This window comes from Microvirga lupini, from assembly GCF_014191055.1.
Lineage (GTDB): Bacteria > Pseudomonadota > Alphaproteobacteria > Rhizobiales > Beijerinckiaceae > Microvirga > Microvirga lupini_A.
Map to the genome: position 1 here is coordinate 621,762 of NZ_JACHWB010000001.1, position 18,702 is coordinate 640,463.

The following is an 18,702-nucleotide window of genomic DNA, read 5'->3' on the forward strand; positions in this document are numbered from 1 at the left end:
AGACTTCCCGGACGTGGCTCAAGCCACGTCCGGGCGATTTGTACCACTCAACGGGTTCGCCTCATCCCACCCGTAGCGCAGAGTTTCGAACCGCATCGAGCGCGCGTCGACCATCAGCAGCCGCCCGACGAGGCTCTCGCCAAAACCCACGATCTCCCGGATCACCTCCATGGCCATCAGGCTGCCCATGACGCCGGCGAGCGCTCCGAGGACGCCGGCTTCCGCGCAGGTTGGGATTGCTCCCGGCGGAGGCGGGGAGGGGAAGAGACAGCGATAGGTGGGGTTCGGCCGCCCGTCCGGGCCGGTCTCATGCGCCCGGATCGTGGTGAGCGAGGCATCGAACTGCCCGAGAGCCGCCGTCACCAGGGGCTTTCTCTCGAAGAAGCAGGCGTCCGAGACCGCATAGCGCGTCTCGAAATTGTCCGAGCCGTCGGCGACGATGTCGTAGTGGCGGACCAGGTCCTGTGCATTCTTCGGCGTCAGGCGAACGGTGTGAGTCTCGATCGTCACATGCGGATTGAGCCGCCTGACCGCGTCCATGGCGCTTTCCACTTTGAGGCGGCCGATATCGGGAGTTCCGTGGATCACCTGCCGCTGCAGATTCGAGAGACTTACCCTATCGTCATCCACGATCCCGATTGTGCCGATCCCGGCGGCAGTCAGATACTGGATCAGGGGCGCACCCAGGCCGCCGGCGCCGATCACGAGAACGCGAGCGCTTTTCAGCTTCTGCTGCCCCGGCCCCCCCACATCCCGTAGAACGAGGTGGCGGGCATAGCGGTCGATTTCGTCAGGGGTCAGGGACATGCTGTGACCTTAGGGGAAACGTGTGGGCTATCAACCAATTCGTGAAGGAAATAACATGCCGCCTTGACAGAGGCCTTGGCGTTGTGACCCTTGCCATGCCATCGTCATGGGGCAACCGGCAGAAAAGCCGGCGTCTAAAAGGGAACAAAGCCGATGACAGTAACCAAGTTTGGCCTCGCGCTCGCGGGCCTCGCCTTCTCCGCCTCCTTTGCCTTCGCCCAGGCTCCGGCCTTCAAGCCCGCGATCGTCTACGATCTCGGCGGCAAATTCGACAAGTCCTTCAACGAGGGCGTCCACACCGGCGCCGAGAAGTACAAGAAGGACACGGGCACCGATTACCGCGATTTCGAGCCGCAGAACGACGCCCAGCGCGAGCAGGCCCTGCGCCGCTTCGCCCGTGACGGCTTCTCGCCGATCCTGGCCGTGGGCTTCTCCCAGGAGACCGCACTGAAGAAGGTTGCCGAGGAGTTCCCGAAGACCCAGTTCGCCATCATCGACGCCGTGGTCGAGAAGCCGAACGTGCAATCCGTCGTGTTCAAGGAGCATGAGGGCTCCTTCCTGGTCGGCCTCCTGGCGGCTCAGGCCTCGAAGACCAACAAGGTCGGCTTCGTGGGCGGCATGGACATCCCGCTCATCCGCAAGTTCGCCTGCGGCTACGTCCAGGGCGTGAAGCACGCCAAGAAGGACGCCGAGGTGTTCCAGAACATGACTGGCACCACCGGTGCGGCCTGGAACGATCCGGTGAAGGGCGGCGAGCTCGCCAAGGGTCAGATCGATCGCGGCGCCGACGTGATCTACCATGCGGCCGGCGGTACCGGCGTGGGCGTGCTGCGCGCGGCCGCCGATGCGGGCAAGCTCGGCATCGGCGTCGACTCCAACCAGAACAACCTGCATCCGGGCAAGGTGCTGACCTCCATGGTCAAGCGCGTGGATGTGGCCACCTACAACGCCTTCGATCAGGCCAAGAAGGGCACCTTCAAGGCCGGCGTCTCGGTGCTCGGCCTCAAGGAGGACGGCGTGGCTTGGGCGCTCGACGACAACAACAAGTCGCTGATTACCGCCGAGATGAAGGCTGCCGCCGACAAGGCTGCCGCCGACATCAAGGCCGGCACCATCAAGGTTCACGACTACATGTCGGACTCCAAGTGCCCGATGTAATCTGACGCACCGATCCGGCCGCAGGCTTTCCTGAAGAGGGCCTGCGGCCGTTTCCGTTTTTAGGTTCGTGCGTTTTCCGCTAAGATCCCGCTGGCTTTTTTCTTTGCCAGGCAACCATCTTGAGGCCGATGTCTCCCGCCATTGAACTCATTGCCATCAACAAGAGCTTCGGCGCCGTTCATGCCAACAAGGACGTGAACCTGAGCGTGGAGCGCGGCACCATCCACGGCGTCGTCGGCGAGAACGGCGCGGGCAAGTCGACGCTCATGTCGATCCTGTACGGCTTCTACGAGGCCGATTCCGGTGAGGTCCGGGTCAACGGCAAGCCCATCGCCATCCGCTCGCCGATCGACGCGATCTGCGCCGGCATCGGCATGGTGCACCAGCATTTCATGCTGGTGGAGCCCCTGAGCGTGGTCGAGAACGTGATGCTCGGCGCCGAGGGCGGCGCCATGCTGCGGGTGGGCGAGGCCACGGTGCGCGCGGAGCTGGCGCGGCTGGCCAAGGATTACGGCCTCGAGATCGATGTCGACGCCACCGTGGGCGATCTCTCCGTCGGCCTGCAGCAGCGCGTCGAGATTCTGAAGGCCCTCTATCGCGGCGCCGATATCCTCATTCTCGACGAGCCTACCGCCGTACTGACGCCGGCCGAGGCCGATGCCTTGTTCGATCTGCTGCGTTCCTTGAAGGAGCAGGGCAAGACCGTCATCCTCATCACCCACAAGCTGCGCGAGATCATGGCAATCACCGATCGCGTCTCGGTCATGCGCCGCGGCGAGATGGTGGCAACGGTCGAGACCGCCAACACCTCGCCGCCGGAATTGGCCGAGCTGATGGTGGGGCGGCGCGTTCTCCTGCGCGTCGAGAAGGCGGAGAATACCCCCGGCGCACCTTTGCTCGAGGTCGAGAACCTCTCCGTCGTCGATAGCCGCGGCGTGCTGCGCGTGGCGAATGCCTCCTTCACCGTTCGCGCCGGCGAGATCGTCGGAATCGCGGGTGTGGCCGGCAATGGGCAGAGCGAATTGCTGGAGGCTATTGCGGGCATGCGCCAGCCGGTACTGGGCTTGCTCCGTCTGGATGGGCGCGATATCGCTTGGTCCGAGCACAACCCGCACCGCATGCGCCAGTTCGGCCTGCTGCACGTGCCGGAGGATCGGCTGCGCACGGGGCTTGTGCCTGCCTTTCCGGCCTTCGAGAGCGCCATCCTCGGCTTCAGCGACGAGCCGCATCTCGGGCGCGGCCCCATCCTCGATCACGACCGCCTCATCGCGGATCTCGCGAAGAAGATGGAGCAGTACGACGTGCGCCCGCCCGCGCCGCGGCTGAAATCGTCGAAGTTTTCGGGCGGCAACCAGCAGAAGATCGTGCTGGCGCGCGAGATCGAGCGCAACCCGAAGGTGCTGCTGGTGGGACAGCCGACCCGCGGCGTCGATATCGGGGCCATCGAGTTCATCCATCGTCGCCTGATTGCCCTGCGCGATGCGGGTGTTGCCATCCTGCTCGTGTCGGTGGAACTCGACGAGATCATGAATCTCTCTGACCGCATTCTTACCATGTGCGGCGGCAAGATCACGGGCGAGCGCAAGGCATCCCAGACCAACGAGCAGGAACTCGGCCTGCTCATGGCCGGCATCGTCGATGAGGCCGCGTGATGCAGCCGCGCTTGACCCTTGTCACTCTCGGCGTCGTGGATCTCGCACGATCCCGCGCCTTCTACGAAGCCTGGGGCTGGAAGGCTTCTTCCGCCAGTCAACCCAGCGTCGCGTTCTATCAGGCAAACGGCTTGGCCCTGGCCCTCTTCGGTCGTGCCGATCTCGCCAAGGATGCCGGCGTCGAGGACAGGCCTACCGGCTTTGCCGCCATCACGCTCGCCTACAATGCCCGCTCCAGGCAAGAAGCCGACGAGGTTTATGCGCTGGCCGTCAAGGCAGGCGCCAAGCCGGTCAAGCCGCTGCAGGATGTGTTCTGGGGCGGGTATTCGGGCTATTTCGCCGATCCTGACGGACATCTCTGGGAGATTGCCTGGAATCCGTCGTTTCCTCTCGATGAGCAGGGACACATGTTCCTGCCGGATGCTTAAGACGTGAGTGCTCCTCTCGACCTCCCCAAATGGGCCGATACAATTCTCGTGCCTGCCATCTCCGTCGTAGCGGCCTTTCTCGTTGCCGGCCTCGTGGTGCTCGCCATCGGCGAGAATCCGCTGACGGCCACCCGCTGGCTGCTCCTGGGCAGCCTCGGCACCGGGGAGGGGCTCGGCTTCACCCTGTTCTACATGACCGACTTCATCTTCGTCGGACTGGCTGTTGCGGTCGCCTATCATGCTGGCCTGTTCAACATCGGCGGTGAAGGGCAGGCGACGCTCGCGGGTCTCGGTATCGCGCTGGTGCTCAACAATCTCACCTTCCTGCCGGGCTTCCTGCTCATCCCGCTCGGCATCCTGGGTGCTGCGGCCTTCGGTGCCCTGTGGGCTGCCATTCCGGGCTACCTGCAGGCGAAGCGCGGCAGCCACATCGTGATCACCACGATCATGTTCAACTGGCTCGCCAGCGTGCTGATCGTCTACCTGCTGGTGAACGTGCTGCGCGAGCCGCAATCGATGAATCCGGAAACGCGCGCTTTTCCTGAGCAGGCGCAGATCCCGTTCATGCACGATGTCTTCGCCGCTATTGGTATCGAGATCCCGCACTCGCAGCTCAATCTCACGCTGGTGCTGGCGCTGGCTGCTGCCTATTGCGTCTGGCTCCTCATCTACCGCTCGCGCCTCGGCTATGCCATCCGTGTCGTCGGTTCGAACCCGAGTGCCGCAATCTATGCCGGCATCTCGCCGGCGCGCATCATCATCATCGCCATGGTGCTCTCCGGCGCGCTGGCGGGTGGCCTCGCGGTCAACGAGCTCATGGGCTACCAGCATCGCCTGCTGCTGGAATTCACCTCGGGCTACGGCTTCGTCGGCATCGCGGTGGCGCTCATGGGCCGCGCGCATCCGGTGGGCATCATTCTGGCCTCGCTTCTGTTCGGCATCCTCTATCAGGGCGGCGCGGAACTCGCCTTCGAACAACCGGCGATCACCCGCGACATGGTGGTGGTGATCGGCGGCATCATCATCCTGTTCGCGGGCGCGCTCGACGGGTTGTTCCGGCGTCTCGTGGCGCATCTGTTCGCGCGCCAGAAGCTGGCGAGGGCTTAAAGCCATGGATATCGGCATTCTCGTCACGATTTTCGACTCGGCGCTGCGGCTCTCGATTCCGCTCCTCGCGGCCTGCTTGGCCGGCCTCTGGTCCGAACGCTCCGGCGTGGTGGATATCGGCCTTGAGGGCAAGATGCTGGTGGCGGCTTTTGCCGGCGCTGCCGGCGCCTATGCGTTCGGCTCCGCTTGGGCCGGCCTCCTGCTTGGCATCCTGGCCTCCGTGGCCATCGGGCTCGTTCACGGCTTCGCGTCCATCAGCCAGCGCGGCAACCAGATCGTCTCGGGCGTTGCCATCAACATGCTGGCTGCAGGCCTTACGGCCATCGTGGGCAATGCTTGGTACGGACAGGGCGGGCGCACGCCGCCGCTTGAGGGCGATCAGCGCTTCGGCGGCGTGCTCTTCGGCCATTCTGCTCTCGTCTACGTGGTGCTTCTCGCCGTGCCTGTGACATGGTTCGTCCTCGGGCGCACGCGTTTCGGCCTTCGCCTGCGCGCCGTCGGGGAGAACCCGGCTGCGGTCGATACCGCCGGCATCTCGGTCACGGGGCTGCGCTATAGCGCGGTCATCATTGCGGGCGTTCTGTGCGGGTTTGCCGGCGTCTATCTGTCGGTCGGGCAGGCGGCGGGCTTCCTGCCCAACATGACGACGGGGCGCGGCTTCATCGCGCTCGCGGCGCTCATCTTCGCCAAGTGGCGCGCTTGGCCCGCTCTCGGCGCCTGCTTCCTTTTCGGCCTCCTCGATGCCAGCGCCAACCAGCTGCAGGGCCTGTCGCTGCCCGGCATCGGCGAAGTGCCCGTGCAGGCGATCCAGGCGCTGCCCTATCTCATGACGGTCATCCTGCTCGCCGGCGTGATCGGCAAGGCGATTCCGCCACGCGCCGCCGGTATCCCTTATGTGAAGGAACGCTGATCATGGCGTCTCTCGACTCTCTCTTCCAGGCCGCCAAGGCGATCCAGGCCAAGGCCTATGCACCCTATTCCCGCTTCAAGGTCGGCGCTGCCATTGTGACGGCTGACGGCCAGGTCTTCACCGGCTGCAACGTGGAGAATGCGGCCTATCCGGTGGGCTCCTGCGCGGAGGCCGGCGCCATCTCGGCCATGATCGCCGGGGGTGGACACCGCATCGCCCAGATCGTCGTGATGGGGGAGGGCGAGAACCTCGTCACGCCCTGCGGCGGCTGCCGCCAGCGCATCCGCGAGTTCGCCGGGCCCGACACTCCGATTCACATTGCCGGACCTGAAGGCATCCGGAGGAGCTTCACGCTCGACGAGCTGTTGCCCTTCTCGTTTGGACCCGACAATTTGACGGATCGGTAAAGCGTTTCGCTTTGATGAAAGGAAGGCCTGCCCGGCAGGCCTGAAATGACGATGCAGCAGATGATTCAGGAAGCGGCCGCCTTCGTGCGCAGCCGCGGCTTCGACGGCCATTTCGATGCAGCCTTCGTGCTCGGCACGGGGCTTGGCACCCTGGTCGATGAGGTGAGCGATGGGGTGAGCCTCCCTTACGCGGAGATTCCGCACTTCCCGAGAAGCGGCGTCTCGGGTCATGCGGGCAAGCTCGTGGCCGGTACGCTCGAGGGCAAGCGCGTTCTCCTATTCCAAGGCCGCGCACATTACTACGAGACCGGTGATGCTGGCGCGATGCGTATCCCCGTCGCCTTCGTGAAGGAGCTCGGGATCTCGACGTTCGTTGCCACCAACGCGGCGGGCTCGGTGCGCGCGGACATCCGTCCCGGAAGTCTTGTGGCGATCAACGATCACCTCAATCTGTCGGGCGCCAATCCGCTGCTGCGCGATCACACGGAAGGCCGCTTCGTCTCGCTCACCGGCGCGTATGACGAGGGCTTGCGCCAGACATTGCAGCGCGCTGCGAAGAAGACCGGCATAGAGCTGCCGGAGGGGGTCTATGCCTGGCTGTCAGGGCCGAGCTTCGAGACTCCGGCCGAGATCAAAATGGTGCAGATCCTCGGCGGCGATCTCGTTGGAATGTCCACGGTGCCGGAAGTGATCCTCGCGCGTTACTACGGCCTGAGGGTCGCGGCCATTTCCGTCGTCACCAATCTGGCGGCCGGCATCGAGGGTGCGTCGCCCTCACACCAGGAAACCAAGGACACGGCGGCCGAGGCTTCCGAGAAGTTCAAGCGTCTCATCCGGTCCTTCGTTGCGGAGCTCTCTCATGTCTGATGCAGAACTTGCCGTGCGCGCCCTGCGCAGTCTCGATCTCACCGACCTGACGGAGACCTGCACCGATCAAGCCATCGATGCGCTTTGCAAGAAAGCGCTCGATCCACGCGGTCCGGTGGCCGCCGTGTGCGTGTGGCCGCAATTCGTGAAGCGTGCGCAGGAGAACCTGAAAGGCTCGTCCGTGCGCATTGCCACGGTGGTCAACTTCCCGGCCGGCGGCGAGGATGTGAGCCGTGTCACGGACGACACGCAGGAGGCGCTCTCCGACGGTGCGAACGAGATCGATCTCGTGCTGCCCTACAACGCCGTGCGTCGCGCCGATCTCGGGATTGCTAAGGAAATGGTGGATGCGGTGCGCGAGCTCGTCGATGGCGACCGCCTGCTGAAGGTGATCCTGGAGACCGGAGAGCTCAAGGATCCGAAGCTCATCGAGACCGCAAGCCTCATCGCCATCGAGTCCGACGCCGACTTCATCAAGACCTCGACGGGCAAAACACCCGTGTCCGCCACGTCGGAGGCGGCCGAGATCATGCTCCGGGCTATCAAGGCATCAGGGCGTCCGGTCGGTATCAAACCTTCCGGCGGCATCCGGACTGTCGATGATGCGAGGATCTATCTCGATCTCGCCGATCGCATCATGGGACCCGGCTGGGCCACGCCCCAGACGTTTCGCATCGGCGCGAGCAGCGTCTACGACGCGCTGATTGCAGCGATCGAAGGACGAGAAGGCACCACAACCACTGGAGCCTACTGAGATGAGCCTCCTCCCGCAGGAAATCATCCGTCGCAAGCGTGACGGCGGAACGCTCGATGCGGAGCACATCGAGCACTTCATCAAGGGGCTCACCGCCGGCCATGTGACGGAAGGCCAGGCAGCGTCCTTCGCCATGGCGATCTTCTTCCGCGGCCTCTCCGTGCCGGAGCGCGTGGCGCTCACCCGCGCCATGATGAATTCGGGCACGGTGCTGACCTGGGATCTACCGGGGCCGGTGCTCGACAAGCATTCGACCGGTGGCGTGGGCGACACGGTGAGCCTCGCGCTTGGGCCAGCGGTGGCAGCCTGCGGCGGCTATGTGCCGATGATCTCCGGCCGCGGCCTTGGCCACACGGGCGGCACGCTGGACAAGTTCGATTCCATCCCGGGCTATGTCACGCAACCCGATCTCGACACGTTCCGGCGCGTCACTCGCGAAGTGGGCTGCGCCATCATCGGCCAGACGGCCGATCTCGCGCCTGCCGACAAGCGCCTTTACGCCATCCGCGACGTGACGGCGACGGTGGAGTCGATCGATCTCATCACCGCGTCCATCCTGTCGAAGAAGTTGTCCGCCGGCCTCCAGGGCCTCGTGATGGACGTGAAGTTCGGCTCCGGTGCGTTCATGGACAATGCCGACGATGCGCGGAAGTTGGCCCAGAGCCTCGTGCTCGTCGCCAACGGTGCGGGCCTTCCCACGAGCGCGCTGCTGACCGACATGAACGAGCCGCTGGCATCGGCGGCCGGCAATGCGGTCGAGATGGCCTATGCGGTCGATTACCTGACAGGGCGCCGCCGCGAGAAGCGCTTTCACGAGGTGACGGTGGAGCTCTCCTCCGAGATGCTCGTGCTCGGCAAGCTCGCGGCTGGCATCGATGAGGCACGTGCCAAGATCGAGCATGCGATTTCATCGGGCAAGGCGGCAGAGGTTTTCCAGCGCATGGTGTCCGCTCTCGGCGGCCCTGCCGATTTCCTTGAGCGCCATGACAGGCATCTGCAGAGAGCGACGGTCGTGCGTGCCATTCATGCCGAGAATAACGGCATTGTTCAGAAGGTTGCCACGCGCGACATCGGGGTCGCCGTCGTCGCTCTCGGCGGCGGCCGCACACGACCGCAGGATCCGATCGATCATGCGGTCGGCCTCACGAACCTTGCCGCCATCGGCGAGACGGTCGATGCATCGCGGCCGCTCGCCATCGTGCATGCGCGCAGCGAGGAGGCCGCCGAGGCGGCAGCGCGCGCTGTGCGTGCTGCTTATACGCTTGGTGAGAAGCCAGCTGCTTCCGGTCCAAGCATTCTCGAGCGCATCGGAGCGACAGTATGAGTCTTCTCGTCGCCGTCACTTGGCAGACGCAGCCCTGGGTCGAGCGCTTCAAACGCCTCCTGCCGGATCGCGACATCGTGGTGCTGGAGCAAGATTTCGACAGGAGCGCCATCCGCTATGTAGCAACCTGGGGTCCGAAGCCCGGCAGCCTGTCAGGCCTGCCTAATCTCGAGGCGATCTTCTCGCTCGGCGCCGGTGTCGATCACCTGATGGGCTATCCCGACCTGCCGGATGTGCCAATCGTGCGCGTGGCGCAGGACGATCTCACCCATCGCATGAGCGAGTACATGGTGCTGCATTGCCTCATGCACTTACGCGACCAACGCCGCTTCGACGAGGATCAGAAAGCGAAACGCTGGAATCCGGATCGCGCTCCGCCGATTGCCGGCGATGTGCGCGTGGGTATCATGGGTTTCGGCGTGCTGGGGCAGGATTCCGCGCGCAAGCTGAAGATGATGGGTTTCGATGTGGCCGGCTGGAGCCGCACGCCGAAGGACGTGGAGGGCTTCCAGGTCTATGCGGGCGAGGAGGGGCTGACGCCCTTCCTGAACCGCACGGACATCCTGATCGCCCTCATGCCGCTCACGCCGGAAACGCAGGGCATGCTCAACCGCTCCCTGTTCGAGAAGCTTGCGCACGACGGCAGGCTCGGCGGACCGATCCTGATCAACGCGGGGCGCGGCAAGCTGCAGGTGGAGGCTGATATCCTCGCCTGTCTCGACGACGGCACCTTGCAGGCCGCAACCCTCGACGTGTTCGAGACCGAGCCCCTGCCGGAAGATTCGCCGCTTTGGACGCACCCGCGCGTCACGGTGACGCCGCACAACTCGGCGACGAGCGAACCGGACGCGACGGCGCGCTACATCGCACAGCAGATCCGCCGCCATGAGGCGGGTGAAGCGTTCGAGGCGGTGGTGGATAAGACGCGGGGATACTAAGGCAGACTGATCGGTTTCGATGTCATTCCGGACGGCGTAGCCGATCCGGGACCGTGTGCAGCATGAGGGCTCGCTCCCTCTCCCTCAGCGAGAGGTGTTCCCGCGTTATTCTCGTCTTACGATCCCGGGTTCTGCTGCGCAGCCCCGGGGATGACGTTGATCTTCAGCCCAGCCGCTTGATCGCGCTGATCGGCCCGTAGCTCCCCAGGCGGATGCGCTCTTCGGCCACTGCGAGCGGCTCGATCATCACCGTCATGCTGTGGCCGGTGGCGTGGATGAAGTTTGTCTCGTCCATCATCAGGCCCACATGGCCCTTCCAGAACACGAGATCGCCCCGTTGCAAGCCGCTCAGGTCCGGCTTCGCCGCGACAGGCGTCCCGAGCTCGCGTTCCTGCATGTCGCTGTCGCGGGGAGCCTTGATGCCAGCCGCTGTCAATGCAGTCTGGGCCAGCCCCGAACAGTCGATGCCGAGGCTTGTCTTGCCGCCCCAGAGATAGGGCGTGTGCAGGAAGCGCTCGGCGACAGTGACGTAATCTGTTTCGAACGCACCGAGGCCGCTCAAGTGAGCGGCGAAGACCCAGCCGCCGGCGGCGAGCCGGGCGTAATCGCCTTCCGTTTCCGTCACCGCGACTTTGGAGTTCAGGGTGAGGTAGCTCTGATAGGGAAGCTTCAGGTTCGGACCCGGATACACGAAGGTGCGGATGGCCCGCACCTTGTGCGTCGGCTCCGGTCCGGCCTCGCCCAAGGCTTCACTCGGCAGGTAGCCCACATAGCCGTCATCGTGCAGCTGCACCCAGGCCCAGCCCTCGTGCTCGTCATAGACGGTCACGCCTTCCCCGAAGATTGCCTGCGTGTCCACCGGCGCCTCGCGGGAAGGGTGGCGGTGCAGGGCTGAGAAGGTCGTGGCGATGCGCTTGACCGTGCCGGTGGTGAACCGCTCGGCCTCGACTTGCCCGCGCAGGCGCTCATCGGCGAGATCCGCGCGGACAGGCGTGATGCGGCGGTCGAAACTCATCGGGACAGCTCCTTGGTCTGTAACCAAATTTCCTAGTCTCTTCGGCGCCAAAACGCCAGTGGCTCACGCGCCATAGCGCTCCTTCAGGAGAGCATACATGAGACGCGCAGCCTGAACCTCACCACCCTCGGGACGGCCCGGCTTGGTGGCGTTGTTCCAGGCGAAGATGTCGAAATGCACATAGGCCTTCGCGGTCTCGACAAAGCGGCGTAGGAAGAGAGCCGCCGTGATCGAGCCGCCCATCGGCCCGCCGGTGTTGTTCATATCGGCGAATTTCGAGTCGAGCTGGCTCTGATAGGGATACCAGAGCGGCAGGCGCCAGACGGGATCGTTCACTGCCAATCCGTGGCGGGCGATGTCGGCGGCAAGCGCGTCGTCGTCGGTATAGAAGGGCGGCAGTTCGGGGCCGAGCGCCACGCGGGCCGCACCTGTGAGCGTCGCGAAATCCACGATGAGATCCGGGCTCTCCTCATCGGCGAGCGAAAGCGCATCGGCCAGGATGAGACGACCCTCCGCATCCGTGTTGCCGATCTCGACCGAGATGCCCTTGCGGCTCGGCAGAATGTCGCCGGGGCGGAAGGCGTTGCTGGAGATCGCATTTTCGACCGCAGGGATCAGCACGCGCAGGCGTACCGGAAGTCTTGCCCCCATGATCATGTCGGCCAGCGCCAGCGTGGCTGCTGCGCCGCCCATGTCCTTGCGCATGAGCAGCATGGATGAGGCGGGCTTGATGTCGAGGCCGCCGGTGTCGAAGGCGACGCCCTTGCCGATCAGCGTCACGCGCGGCGCATCGGGCTCGCCCCAGGTGAAGTCGATGAGGCGCGGCGGCGTGATGGAGGCGCGGCCCACCGCATGGATCATCGGGAAGTTCTGCTTCAGCAGGTCGTCGTCGACGATGCTGGTGAAGGAGGCCCCATGACGTTCGGCCAATTGGCGTGCAGCCGCCTCAATGCCGTCGGGCCCGAGATCGTTGGTCGGTGTGTTGACGAGATCGCGGCTTGCCACGACGGCATTCGCGATCCGCGACACATCCTCCGCATCGACGCCGTTCGGCACGACGAGCCGAACGGCTTTCTCGCTGCGCTTGCGGTAGCGGCCGAAGCTATAGGTGCCGAGCAGCCAGGCAAGCGTGGCGAGGGTCGGGTTCGGGGCTTCGGTCTCGAAACGATAGGCGCCTTCCGGCAGCAGTGTGGAGAGCTTGCCGGGGAGGAATGGATCGCTCTGCTTGGCGTCCGTTCCATTGATGCCGAAAGCGACGCCGAGAAGATCACCATTGGCATCGGGCAGGAGACAATGGCTGCCAGTCTTGCCCGCAAATCCTTGCGCCTTCGCAAAACCCTGCGCCAGCGGCGGAAGCTGACCCGCGATGTCCGGCCATGTCTGTTCCGTCACGAGCCAGATGGGTTTCGAAGCTTCATTCGCGGAGGCGAGGAGAGCGTGGGGCATGGATGGTGACCTAGGCAGTTGAGAAGGTTGCAGGCAGTTTTAAGCGGTTGGAACGTGTGTGTCATCCCAGACGGAGCGCAGCGAAGATCCGGGATGACGATGAGAATTATCCCAATGCATGCTGGCGCACGATGCGGGCCAGTCCCGCGATCAGCGCTTGCTGCGTGTCCTTGGTCTGCGCCTCGATGCCGTGGCGCTTGAGCGCATGAACGTAGAGTTCCGCGCGCTCCGGCGCGGCCAGGATGGTCACGGAGGCAGGATGGCCGAACTGGGCCAATGCCCCGTTGATTTCGTCGCCTGTGAGAAGGCCTGATAAGTAGGGCGCAAGCAGGCTGCTGTGCATGCGGTTGGAAACGACCGATGCGCGGGCGCTGAAGAGAAGATGCAGCAGGCCGACGCGGGTGTCTCCAGCGTTGCGCTCGGCGGCCTCAAGGCCGAGGTCGAAGCCTTTCGGATCCTCGGGCTGCGTCGCCGGGCGGCCGATCATGGAATGCTCGCGCAGCAGCGCGTACATCTCGCCGGTCATGTAGGTGGCGAAGCGCTCGATGCGCCCGTTCTTCATCAGGATCCACTTGGGATGCGTGCCGGCCGAGCAGATCAGCCCGTCCTCAACGCCGGCGCCCAGAACCAGCGTCTCCTCGCCGCGCATCACGTCGGCAGCGCCGGGAGCAGGCTCGCAGAATAGGCCCGGGATGATATGGCCCTTGCGGCCGTTCTCCAGATCAACCGGCACGAGCGCCCGGGCGATTTCCGCCGGGCCCGCCGGACAGGTGGCGTAAGGCGCCTCGACCCAGCCCTCGCGGCTGCCCACCATGCCGACGAGCAGCACCGGCGCGTCGGGTTCCGCCTGCAGCCAGCGCCCGCACTGACGCAGGAACACCTCACGGTGCTGGCCCTTTTGCAGGGCCGAGACGCCTTCGTCCGAAGAGACCTGATCGAGAACGGTTTCGTTCTCGATCAGATAACCGCGAAAGCGGGTCGTTCCCCAGTCGGCGACGATGAAGCGCAAGGCCGATACCTCTTGTCAGAGTCGAGGGATAAGTCGCCCGGGCTCTAGCGCGTTCCGTACATGCGGTCGCCGGCATCGCCCAGACCCGGCACGATATAGCCGTGGTCGTTCAGGCGCTCATCGATGGCAGCGGTCCAGATATGCACGTCTGGATGAGCGCTGCGCAGCCGCTCGATGCCCTCGGGTGCCGCGAGAAGGCAGACGAAGCGCAGGTCCTTCGCGCCGCGCTCCTTCAGGCGCTCGATGGCCGCCACAGCTGAGTTGGCGGTGGCAAGCATGGGGTCGAGCACCAGCACCATGCGGTCGGCGAGATCCGATGGGGCCTTGAAGTAGTATTCCACCGCCTGGAGCGATTCCGGATCGCGGTAGAGACCGATATGGGCGACGCGCGCGGCCGGCACGAGGGTCAGCATGCCGTCGAGGAAGCCGACGCCGGCGCGCAGGATGGGGGCGAGCACCAGCTTCTTGCCGGCGATCTGTGCGCCTTCCATCTTGGTCATCGGCGTCTCGATTTCGATACGCTCGATGGGCAGATCGCGGGTCACCTCATAGCAGAGGAGCATGCCGATCTCGTTCAGGAGCTGGCGGAAGCCCTTCGTCGAACGCTGCTTGTCCCGCATCAGGGTCAGCTTGTGCTGAACCAGCGGATGATCGACCACCGTGACGCCCTGCATGTTTTTTCCCTCTTTGTTCGTCATCTGCTGATTCATCTAGAACACGGTCCCGTCACTGATCACGCTCAGCGGAGGCGAGCCGTCGCCGCGCTTTTCCTTCGCCAGTCTCCGCCCTGTCGCCCAGGTACCGCCTTCGAGCGCCTTGGCCAGGGGGAAGTCTTCTGCGGCGAATCCTAACTTCGCCCGGATCGGTTCGGCAATGCGGTCGAGGAGAGCGACCGTCAAGGCCCGCCATTCCACCACGAGCAGCGAATCCACCGCATGGGCGCGGCTGACATCTGCCTGATCCTTCAGGGCGATCACGCCCGTGTCGAGGAAGAGACCGCCGTTACGGTATTCGGGCAGGCCTGTGAGCCCATCGATCTCAACCACGGTGAATCCCGCCCATTCGAGCGGCTCGATCAGCGAATAGGAGAGCCACTGGGATAGCTTGTGGAAGGGGATGAGGCCCTTCGTGGCATCCGGCGCCTCAACCAGCGGATGGTGCCACGTGTCACCGAGATCGACGCCGCCTAACGTGATGCGGCCGGGCCAGATCGGGCCAAGGTGCGTCAGCAACGCCTCAAGGATCGCGGTTGCCTTGATGCGCTCGTCCTCAGCCGTTGCGGCGATGACGTCGAAGAGACCGCCGGGGCGCGGATCGTCCACCTGTCCGAAGATGTCCGGGTTCGTCGCAACCACGCGGCCGAGGCGGTTGAGGAGCGCAGCGCGGCCCTCCAACCCGACGAGCGGGTTGTCGCCTGAGACCTGGAAGCCTTCAGCCAAGTCTTGAGCGGTGAGCGTCATCAGCACATCGGCATCGACGCGGAACGGATCCTCAGGACGGCTGGAGAAGGCGCCGCTCACGAACATGTCGAAGCTTGCCACCGCAAGCCCTTCCGAGCGGATATAGGTCTCGCCCGTGCGTCCCTCTTCGTAGCGCCACTGCGCTCCCGCGCCTGCATCGAGCAGAACCGACACGATGGCGAGGTCGAAGGCCGAGCGGGCCATGTCGGCGGCGGTCTCCCAAGGCGCACCGTGCATCACCGCGTCCCAGCGCTCGTGCCCTCCGGCGGCAAAGTGGCGCCAGCGGGCATGGAATGGAATATCGAGGGAGGGGTAGGCCTCGCGGATCGTCCTCACGACCTCGTCGGCGCAGGGCTCAAGCCGCCCGAGATCGACCGTGAAGTGCTGGAGACGGCCTTCGAGACCCGCCCGCAGAAGCTGATGCGACCGCTCCCGTACCGCGGCGGCGGAAAGAAGGCTTCGGGCGGCTTTGGTGTCGGGCGATACGTCAGGCTGGTCAGTCACTCAGGGCTCCGATCCTTCGGGGATGCGTGCGATAGCACAGTCTTAAGCCAGCCGATCATTCCCGGGCAGGGCGGTTTGGCAAAAAGGTTAAAAACGAAGCGGGCGCCGGCGGCAAGCCGGCACCCGCTTCATGAAACGCTGCTTCAGAACCGCTCCAGATCGCGGCCCTTTACCTGATCCAGGGCCGACGCATCGGGCGCTCCCTCGGGGGTGTAGTACCCGGCGGCCTTCTTGGCCTCGATCTCGACCTGCGCATCCGGCGGCACCAGCTCTGCCGGGATCGGCACGCGCTCTACCACCTCGATGCCCGAGCCGGTGATCGCATCGTACTTCATGTTGGACATAGACATGAGCCGGTCGATGCGGCGGATGCCGAGCCAGTGCAGCACGTCGGGCATGAGCTGCTGGAAGCGGGCATCCTGCACGCCCGCCACGCATTCCGTGCGCTCGAAATACGTGGCAGCGGAGTCGCCGCCTTCCTGCCGCTTGCGCGCATTGTAGACGAGGAACTTGGTGACCTCGCCGAGCGCCCGGCCTTCCTTGCGGTTATAGGCGATCACGCCGACGCCGCCGGCTTGCGCTTCCCGCACGCATTCCTCGATCCCGTGCACGAGATAGGGCCGGCAGGTGCAGATGTCGGAGCCGAACACGTCGGAGCCGTTGCACTCGTCGTGCACGCGGCAGGCGATGCGCGTTTTCGGGTCGCTCAAGCGCGACACGTCGCCCACCACATAGACCGTGGTGTTGCCGATGGGCGGCAGGAACACGCTCATGTCGGGCCGCGTGACGAGTTCCGGGAACATGCCGCCGGTCTGCTCGAACAGGGTACGCCGCAACTCGCCTTCCGAGCAGCCGAAGCGCTCGGCGATGCCGGGCAGATACCAGACCGGATCGACCGCGATCTTGGTCACTGAGATGTCGCCGGATTCATGCAGGAAGCCGCCATCGGCCTTGAGGCGCTTGGCCCCCATGGCGCCCAGGATCTCCGGCATGTTGAGGCGGGCCTTGGTCACGGCGATGCTCGGGCGGATGTCGACGCCGCTCGCGATGTCGTCCCGGAACACCTCCCCGACCAAGTGACCCCAAGGGTCGAGAGACACGATCCTGCCCGGCTCGAACCATTGCGGATGCGGCCCGATCTCGGCGGTCGGATGCGTGTTGTGAAGGTCGGGCCGCGCCAGGGGATTCATCGCCCGGGCCGAGATGGCGAGCGCCCGGTAGAGGGAATAGGAGCCGCCATGGGCGCCGATCACGTTGCGGTCGGCCGGATTGGTCACGGTGCCGATGATCGGCCCGCGCTCCTTGGGGTCCTTGGCCCCCCACTTGATCGGATGCCTGATGGTGCCTGCGTTCGGCTCGGGATGGGAGGTGAGCCGGATATGCGTCGAGCGGTTGGGCGAGCTCATGAACAATCTTCCACGCGAGAACGGGAAGACTCCCTCGACCGATCGTCGGAGAGCCTCCATACGATCTATGGAAGACTGATCCAAAGTTGCGGGGCCGTCAATGGGACGGGTGGAGGGGTGCGGCAGCTTGGCCGGAAGCCGCCGGACATGGCGCGAGTGGAATGGCCAAGGTGGTCATCCCGGACAGAGCGTAGCGAAGATCCGGGATCGCTTTCAGGGTAAGGCGCTATTCTCGTCCTGCGATCCGGGATCAGCTTCGCCGTCCGGGATGACGGGCCTCTAAAGCCAGGAAGCCCCTTTGCCCCTATGGGCAACGCCCACATGCGCCAGCACGCTGGCCCCGATATCGGCAAAGCTCTCCCGCCGCCCGATGACGCCCTGCTGCACGCCCAGCCCGAAGCTTAGGATCGGCACATGCTCGCGGGTGTGGTCGGAGCCGCGCCAGGAGGGGTCGTTGCCGTGATCGGCGGTGATGATGACAAGGTCGCCGGCTTGGAGAGCCGCTTCGATCTCCGGTATGCGCCGGTCGAAGGCCTCAAGCGCGGCGGCATAGCCGGGGATGTCGCGGCGGTGGCCGAACTCGCTGTCGAAATCGACGAGATTCGCGAAGACGAAACCGCCATCGGGCAGATCGCCCATGGCGTCGATGGCGGCCGACAGGCAGGCATCGTTGCCGTTGGGCTTGATCTCCCGGCCCGTCGAGCGATGGGCGAAGATGTCGCCGATCTTGCCGACGGTGACGACGGAGCGGCCAGCCTTGGTCAGCGTGTCGAGGATGGTGTCGGATGGTGGCGGCGTAGCGAAGTCCTTGCGGTTGCCGGTGCGCTTGAAGCCAGCCTCGGGCGAGCCCACGAAGGGGCGGGCGATCACGCGGCCGATCTTGTATTCGTCGCAGAGTTCGCGCCCGATCCGGCACAGCTCGTAGAGCCGCTCCAGCCCGAAGCTCTCTTCGTGGGCGGCGATCTGCAGCACGCTGTCGACCGACGTGTAGACGATGGGCTCGCCCGTACGCATATGCTCCGCGCCGAACTCGTCGATCACGGCGGTGCCGGAGGCGTGCTTGTTGCCGAGGATGCCGGGCAGGTTGCCGCGCTCGATCAGCGCCGCCGTCAGTGCCTCGGGAAAGGTCGGAACGGTATTGGGGAAATAGCCCCAGTCGAAGGTCACGGGAACGCCCGCAATCTCCCAATGGCCCGAGGGCGTGTCCTTGCCCTTGGATGTCTCGACGCCGTAGCCCCATGCGCCTTTGAGCGCACCTTGCGGCGCAAGGTTCGGCGGCATGCGCCCGGTCGAGGCTTCGCAGGCAAGCCCGAGCCCTAGCGCCGTCATGTGCGGCAGATGGAGCGGCCCCTGGCGCAGGCCGGCCTGGTCGCCGCGCCCTTCGGCGCAAGCCTCCGCGATGTGCCCGAGCGTATCGGCGCCCGCATCGCCATAGGCGTCGGCATCCTCCGCGCCGCCGATACCGACGGAATCGAGCACGATGAGAAGAGCGCGAGGCATTGGTTCCAGT

At 65.0% G+C, this 18,702-nt stretch carries 18 protein-coding genes; 10 read left to right on the top strand and 8 right to left on the bottom strand.

The window, feature by feature from the left end:
• Positions 1-18 precede the first annotated feature (18 nt).
• On the bottom strand, positions 19-807 hold the full coding sequence (locus FHR70_RS02935) for a HesA/MoeB/ThiF family protein (protein WP_183446944.1): 789 nt from the start codon (positions 805-807) through the stop codon (positions 19-21).
• A 153-nt stretch (positions 808-960) separates the two neighbouring features.
• On the opposite strand from FHR70_RS02935, the gene FHR70_RS02940 reads away from it, so the two are divergent.
• The 10 genes from FHR70_RS02940 (at position 961) to FHR70_RS02985 (ending at position 10,352) form a co-directional block, all read left to right on the top strand.
• Positions 961-1,965, top strand: coding sequence for a BMP family lipoprotein (locus FHR70_RS02940; protein ID WP_183446946.1), 1,005 nt, complete (start codon positions 961-963; stop codon positions 1,963-1,965).
• Between the two features lie 128 nt (positions 1,966-2,093).
• Positions 2,094-3,617, top strand: coding sequence for an ABC transporter ATP-binding protein (locus FHR70_RS02945; protein ID WP_183446948.1), 1,524 nt, complete (start codon positions 2,094-2,096; stop codon positions 3,615-3,617).
• The gene (locus FHR70_RS02950) at positions 3,617-4,045 is read left to right on the top strand and encodes a VOC family protein (RefSeq protein WP_183446950.1); all 429 of its coding nucleotides are present in this window, start codon (positions 3,617-3,619) and stop codon (positions 4,043-4,045) included. The genes FHR70_RS02945 and FHR70_RS02950 overlap by 1 nt, the downstream gene beginning before the upstream one ends.
• A gap of 3 nt (positions 4,046-4,048) precedes the next feature.
• Positions 4,049-5,152, top strand: a complete 1,104-nt coding sequence (locus FHR70_RS02955; protein ID WP_183446952.1) for an ABC transporter permease subunit — start codon at positions 4,049-4,051, stop codon at positions 5,150-5,152.
• A gap of 4 nt (positions 5,153-5,156) precedes the next feature.
• On the top strand, positions 5,157-6,062 hold the full coding sequence (locus FHR70_RS02960; RefSeq protein ID WP_183446954.1) for an ABC transporter permease: 906 nt from the start codon (positions 5,157-5,159) through the stop codon (positions 6,060-6,062).
• A gap of 2 nt (positions 6,063-6,064) precedes the next feature.
• Complete coding sequence (locus tag FHR70_RS02965; RefSeq protein ID WP_183446957.1) at positions 6,065-6,469, top strand: cytidine deaminase; 405 nt, start codon at positions 6,065-6,067, stop codon at positions 6,467-6,469.
• Between the two features lie 45 nt (positions 6,470-6,514).
• A complete protein-coding gene (locus FHR70_RS02970; RefSeq protein ID WP_281381261.1) occupies positions 6,515-7,336 on the top strand; it encodes a purine-nucleoside phosphorylase in 822 nt (273 codons plus the stop codon).
• Positions 7,329-8,090 (top strand): deoxyribose-phosphate aldolase, encoded by a 762-nt coding sequence (deoC, locus tag FHR70_RS02975; RefSeq protein WP_183446958.1) that lies wholly within the window; start codon positions 7,329-7,331, stop codon positions 8,088-8,090. Before FHR70_RS02970 ends, deoC begins: the two co-directional genes overlap by 8 nt.
• A gap of 1 nt (position 8,091) precedes the next feature.
• Entirely contained in the window at positions 8,092-9,414 is a 1,323-nt protein-coding gene (deoA, locus tag FHR70_RS02980; protein WP_183446960.1) for a thymidine phosphorylase, read from the top strand.
• Entirely contained in the window at positions 9,411-10,352 is a 942-nt protein-coding gene (locus tag FHR70_RS02985; protein ID WP_183446962.1) for a 2-hydroxyacid dehydrogenase, read from the top strand. Before deoA ends, FHR70_RS02985 begins: the two co-directional genes overlap by 4 nt.
• Before the next feature lie 163 nt (positions 10,353-10,515).
• On the opposite strand, the gene FHR70_RS02990 is transcribed toward FHR70_RS02985, so the two are convergent.
• The 7 genes from FHR70_RS02990 to FHR70_RS03020 all read right to left on the bottom strand — a co-directional run bounded on the left by FHR70_RS02990 (position 10,516) and on the right by FHR70_RS03020 (position 18,692).
• Positions 10,516-11,367 (bottom strand): C40 family peptidase, encoded by an 852-nt coding sequence (locus FHR70_RS02990; RefSeq protein WP_183446964.1) that lies wholly within the window; start codon positions 11,365-11,367, stop codon positions 10,516-10,518.
• 63 nt (positions 11,368-11,430) lie between these two features.
• Positions 11,431-12,813: a leucyl aminopeptidase family protein gene (locus tag FHR70_RS02995; protein ID WP_183446966.1), complete on the bottom strand. Its 1,383-nt coding sequence runs from the start codon at positions 12,811-12,813 to the stop codon at positions 11,431-11,433.
• Positions 12,814-12,919: 106 nt separating this feature from the next.
• Positions 12,920-13,822, bottom strand: a complete 903-nt coding sequence (locus FHR70_RS03000; protein ID WP_183446968.1) for a 2-dehydro-3-deoxygalactonokinase — start codon at positions 13,820-13,822, stop codon at positions 12,920-12,922.
• Between the two features lie 44 nt (positions 13,823-13,866).
• A complete protein-coding gene (gene upp, locus FHR70_RS03005) occupies positions 13,867-14,496 on the bottom strand; it encodes a uracil phosphoribosyltransferase (RefSeq protein WP_183448461.1) in 630 nt (209 codons plus the stop codon).
• A gap of 36 nt (positions 14,497-14,532) precedes the next feature.
• Positions 14,533-15,786, bottom strand: coding sequence for a DUF1688 family protein (locus FHR70_RS03010; protein WP_183446970.1), 1,254 nt, complete (start codon positions 15,784-15,786; stop codon positions 14,533-14,535).
• A 143-nt stretch (positions 15,787-15,929) separates the two neighbouring features.
• Positions 15,930-17,192, bottom strand: coding sequence for a GTP cyclohydrolase II (locus FHR70_RS03015; protein ID WP_183446972.1), 1,263 nt, complete (start codon positions 17,190-17,192; stop codon positions 15,930-15,932).
• Positions 17,193-17,471: 279 nt separating this feature from the next.
• Entirely contained in the window at positions 17,472-18,692 is a 1,221-nt protein-coding gene (locus tag FHR70_RS03020; protein ID WP_183446974.1) for a phosphopentomutase, read from the bottom strand.
• Positions 18,693-18,702: the final 10 nt, after the last annotated feature.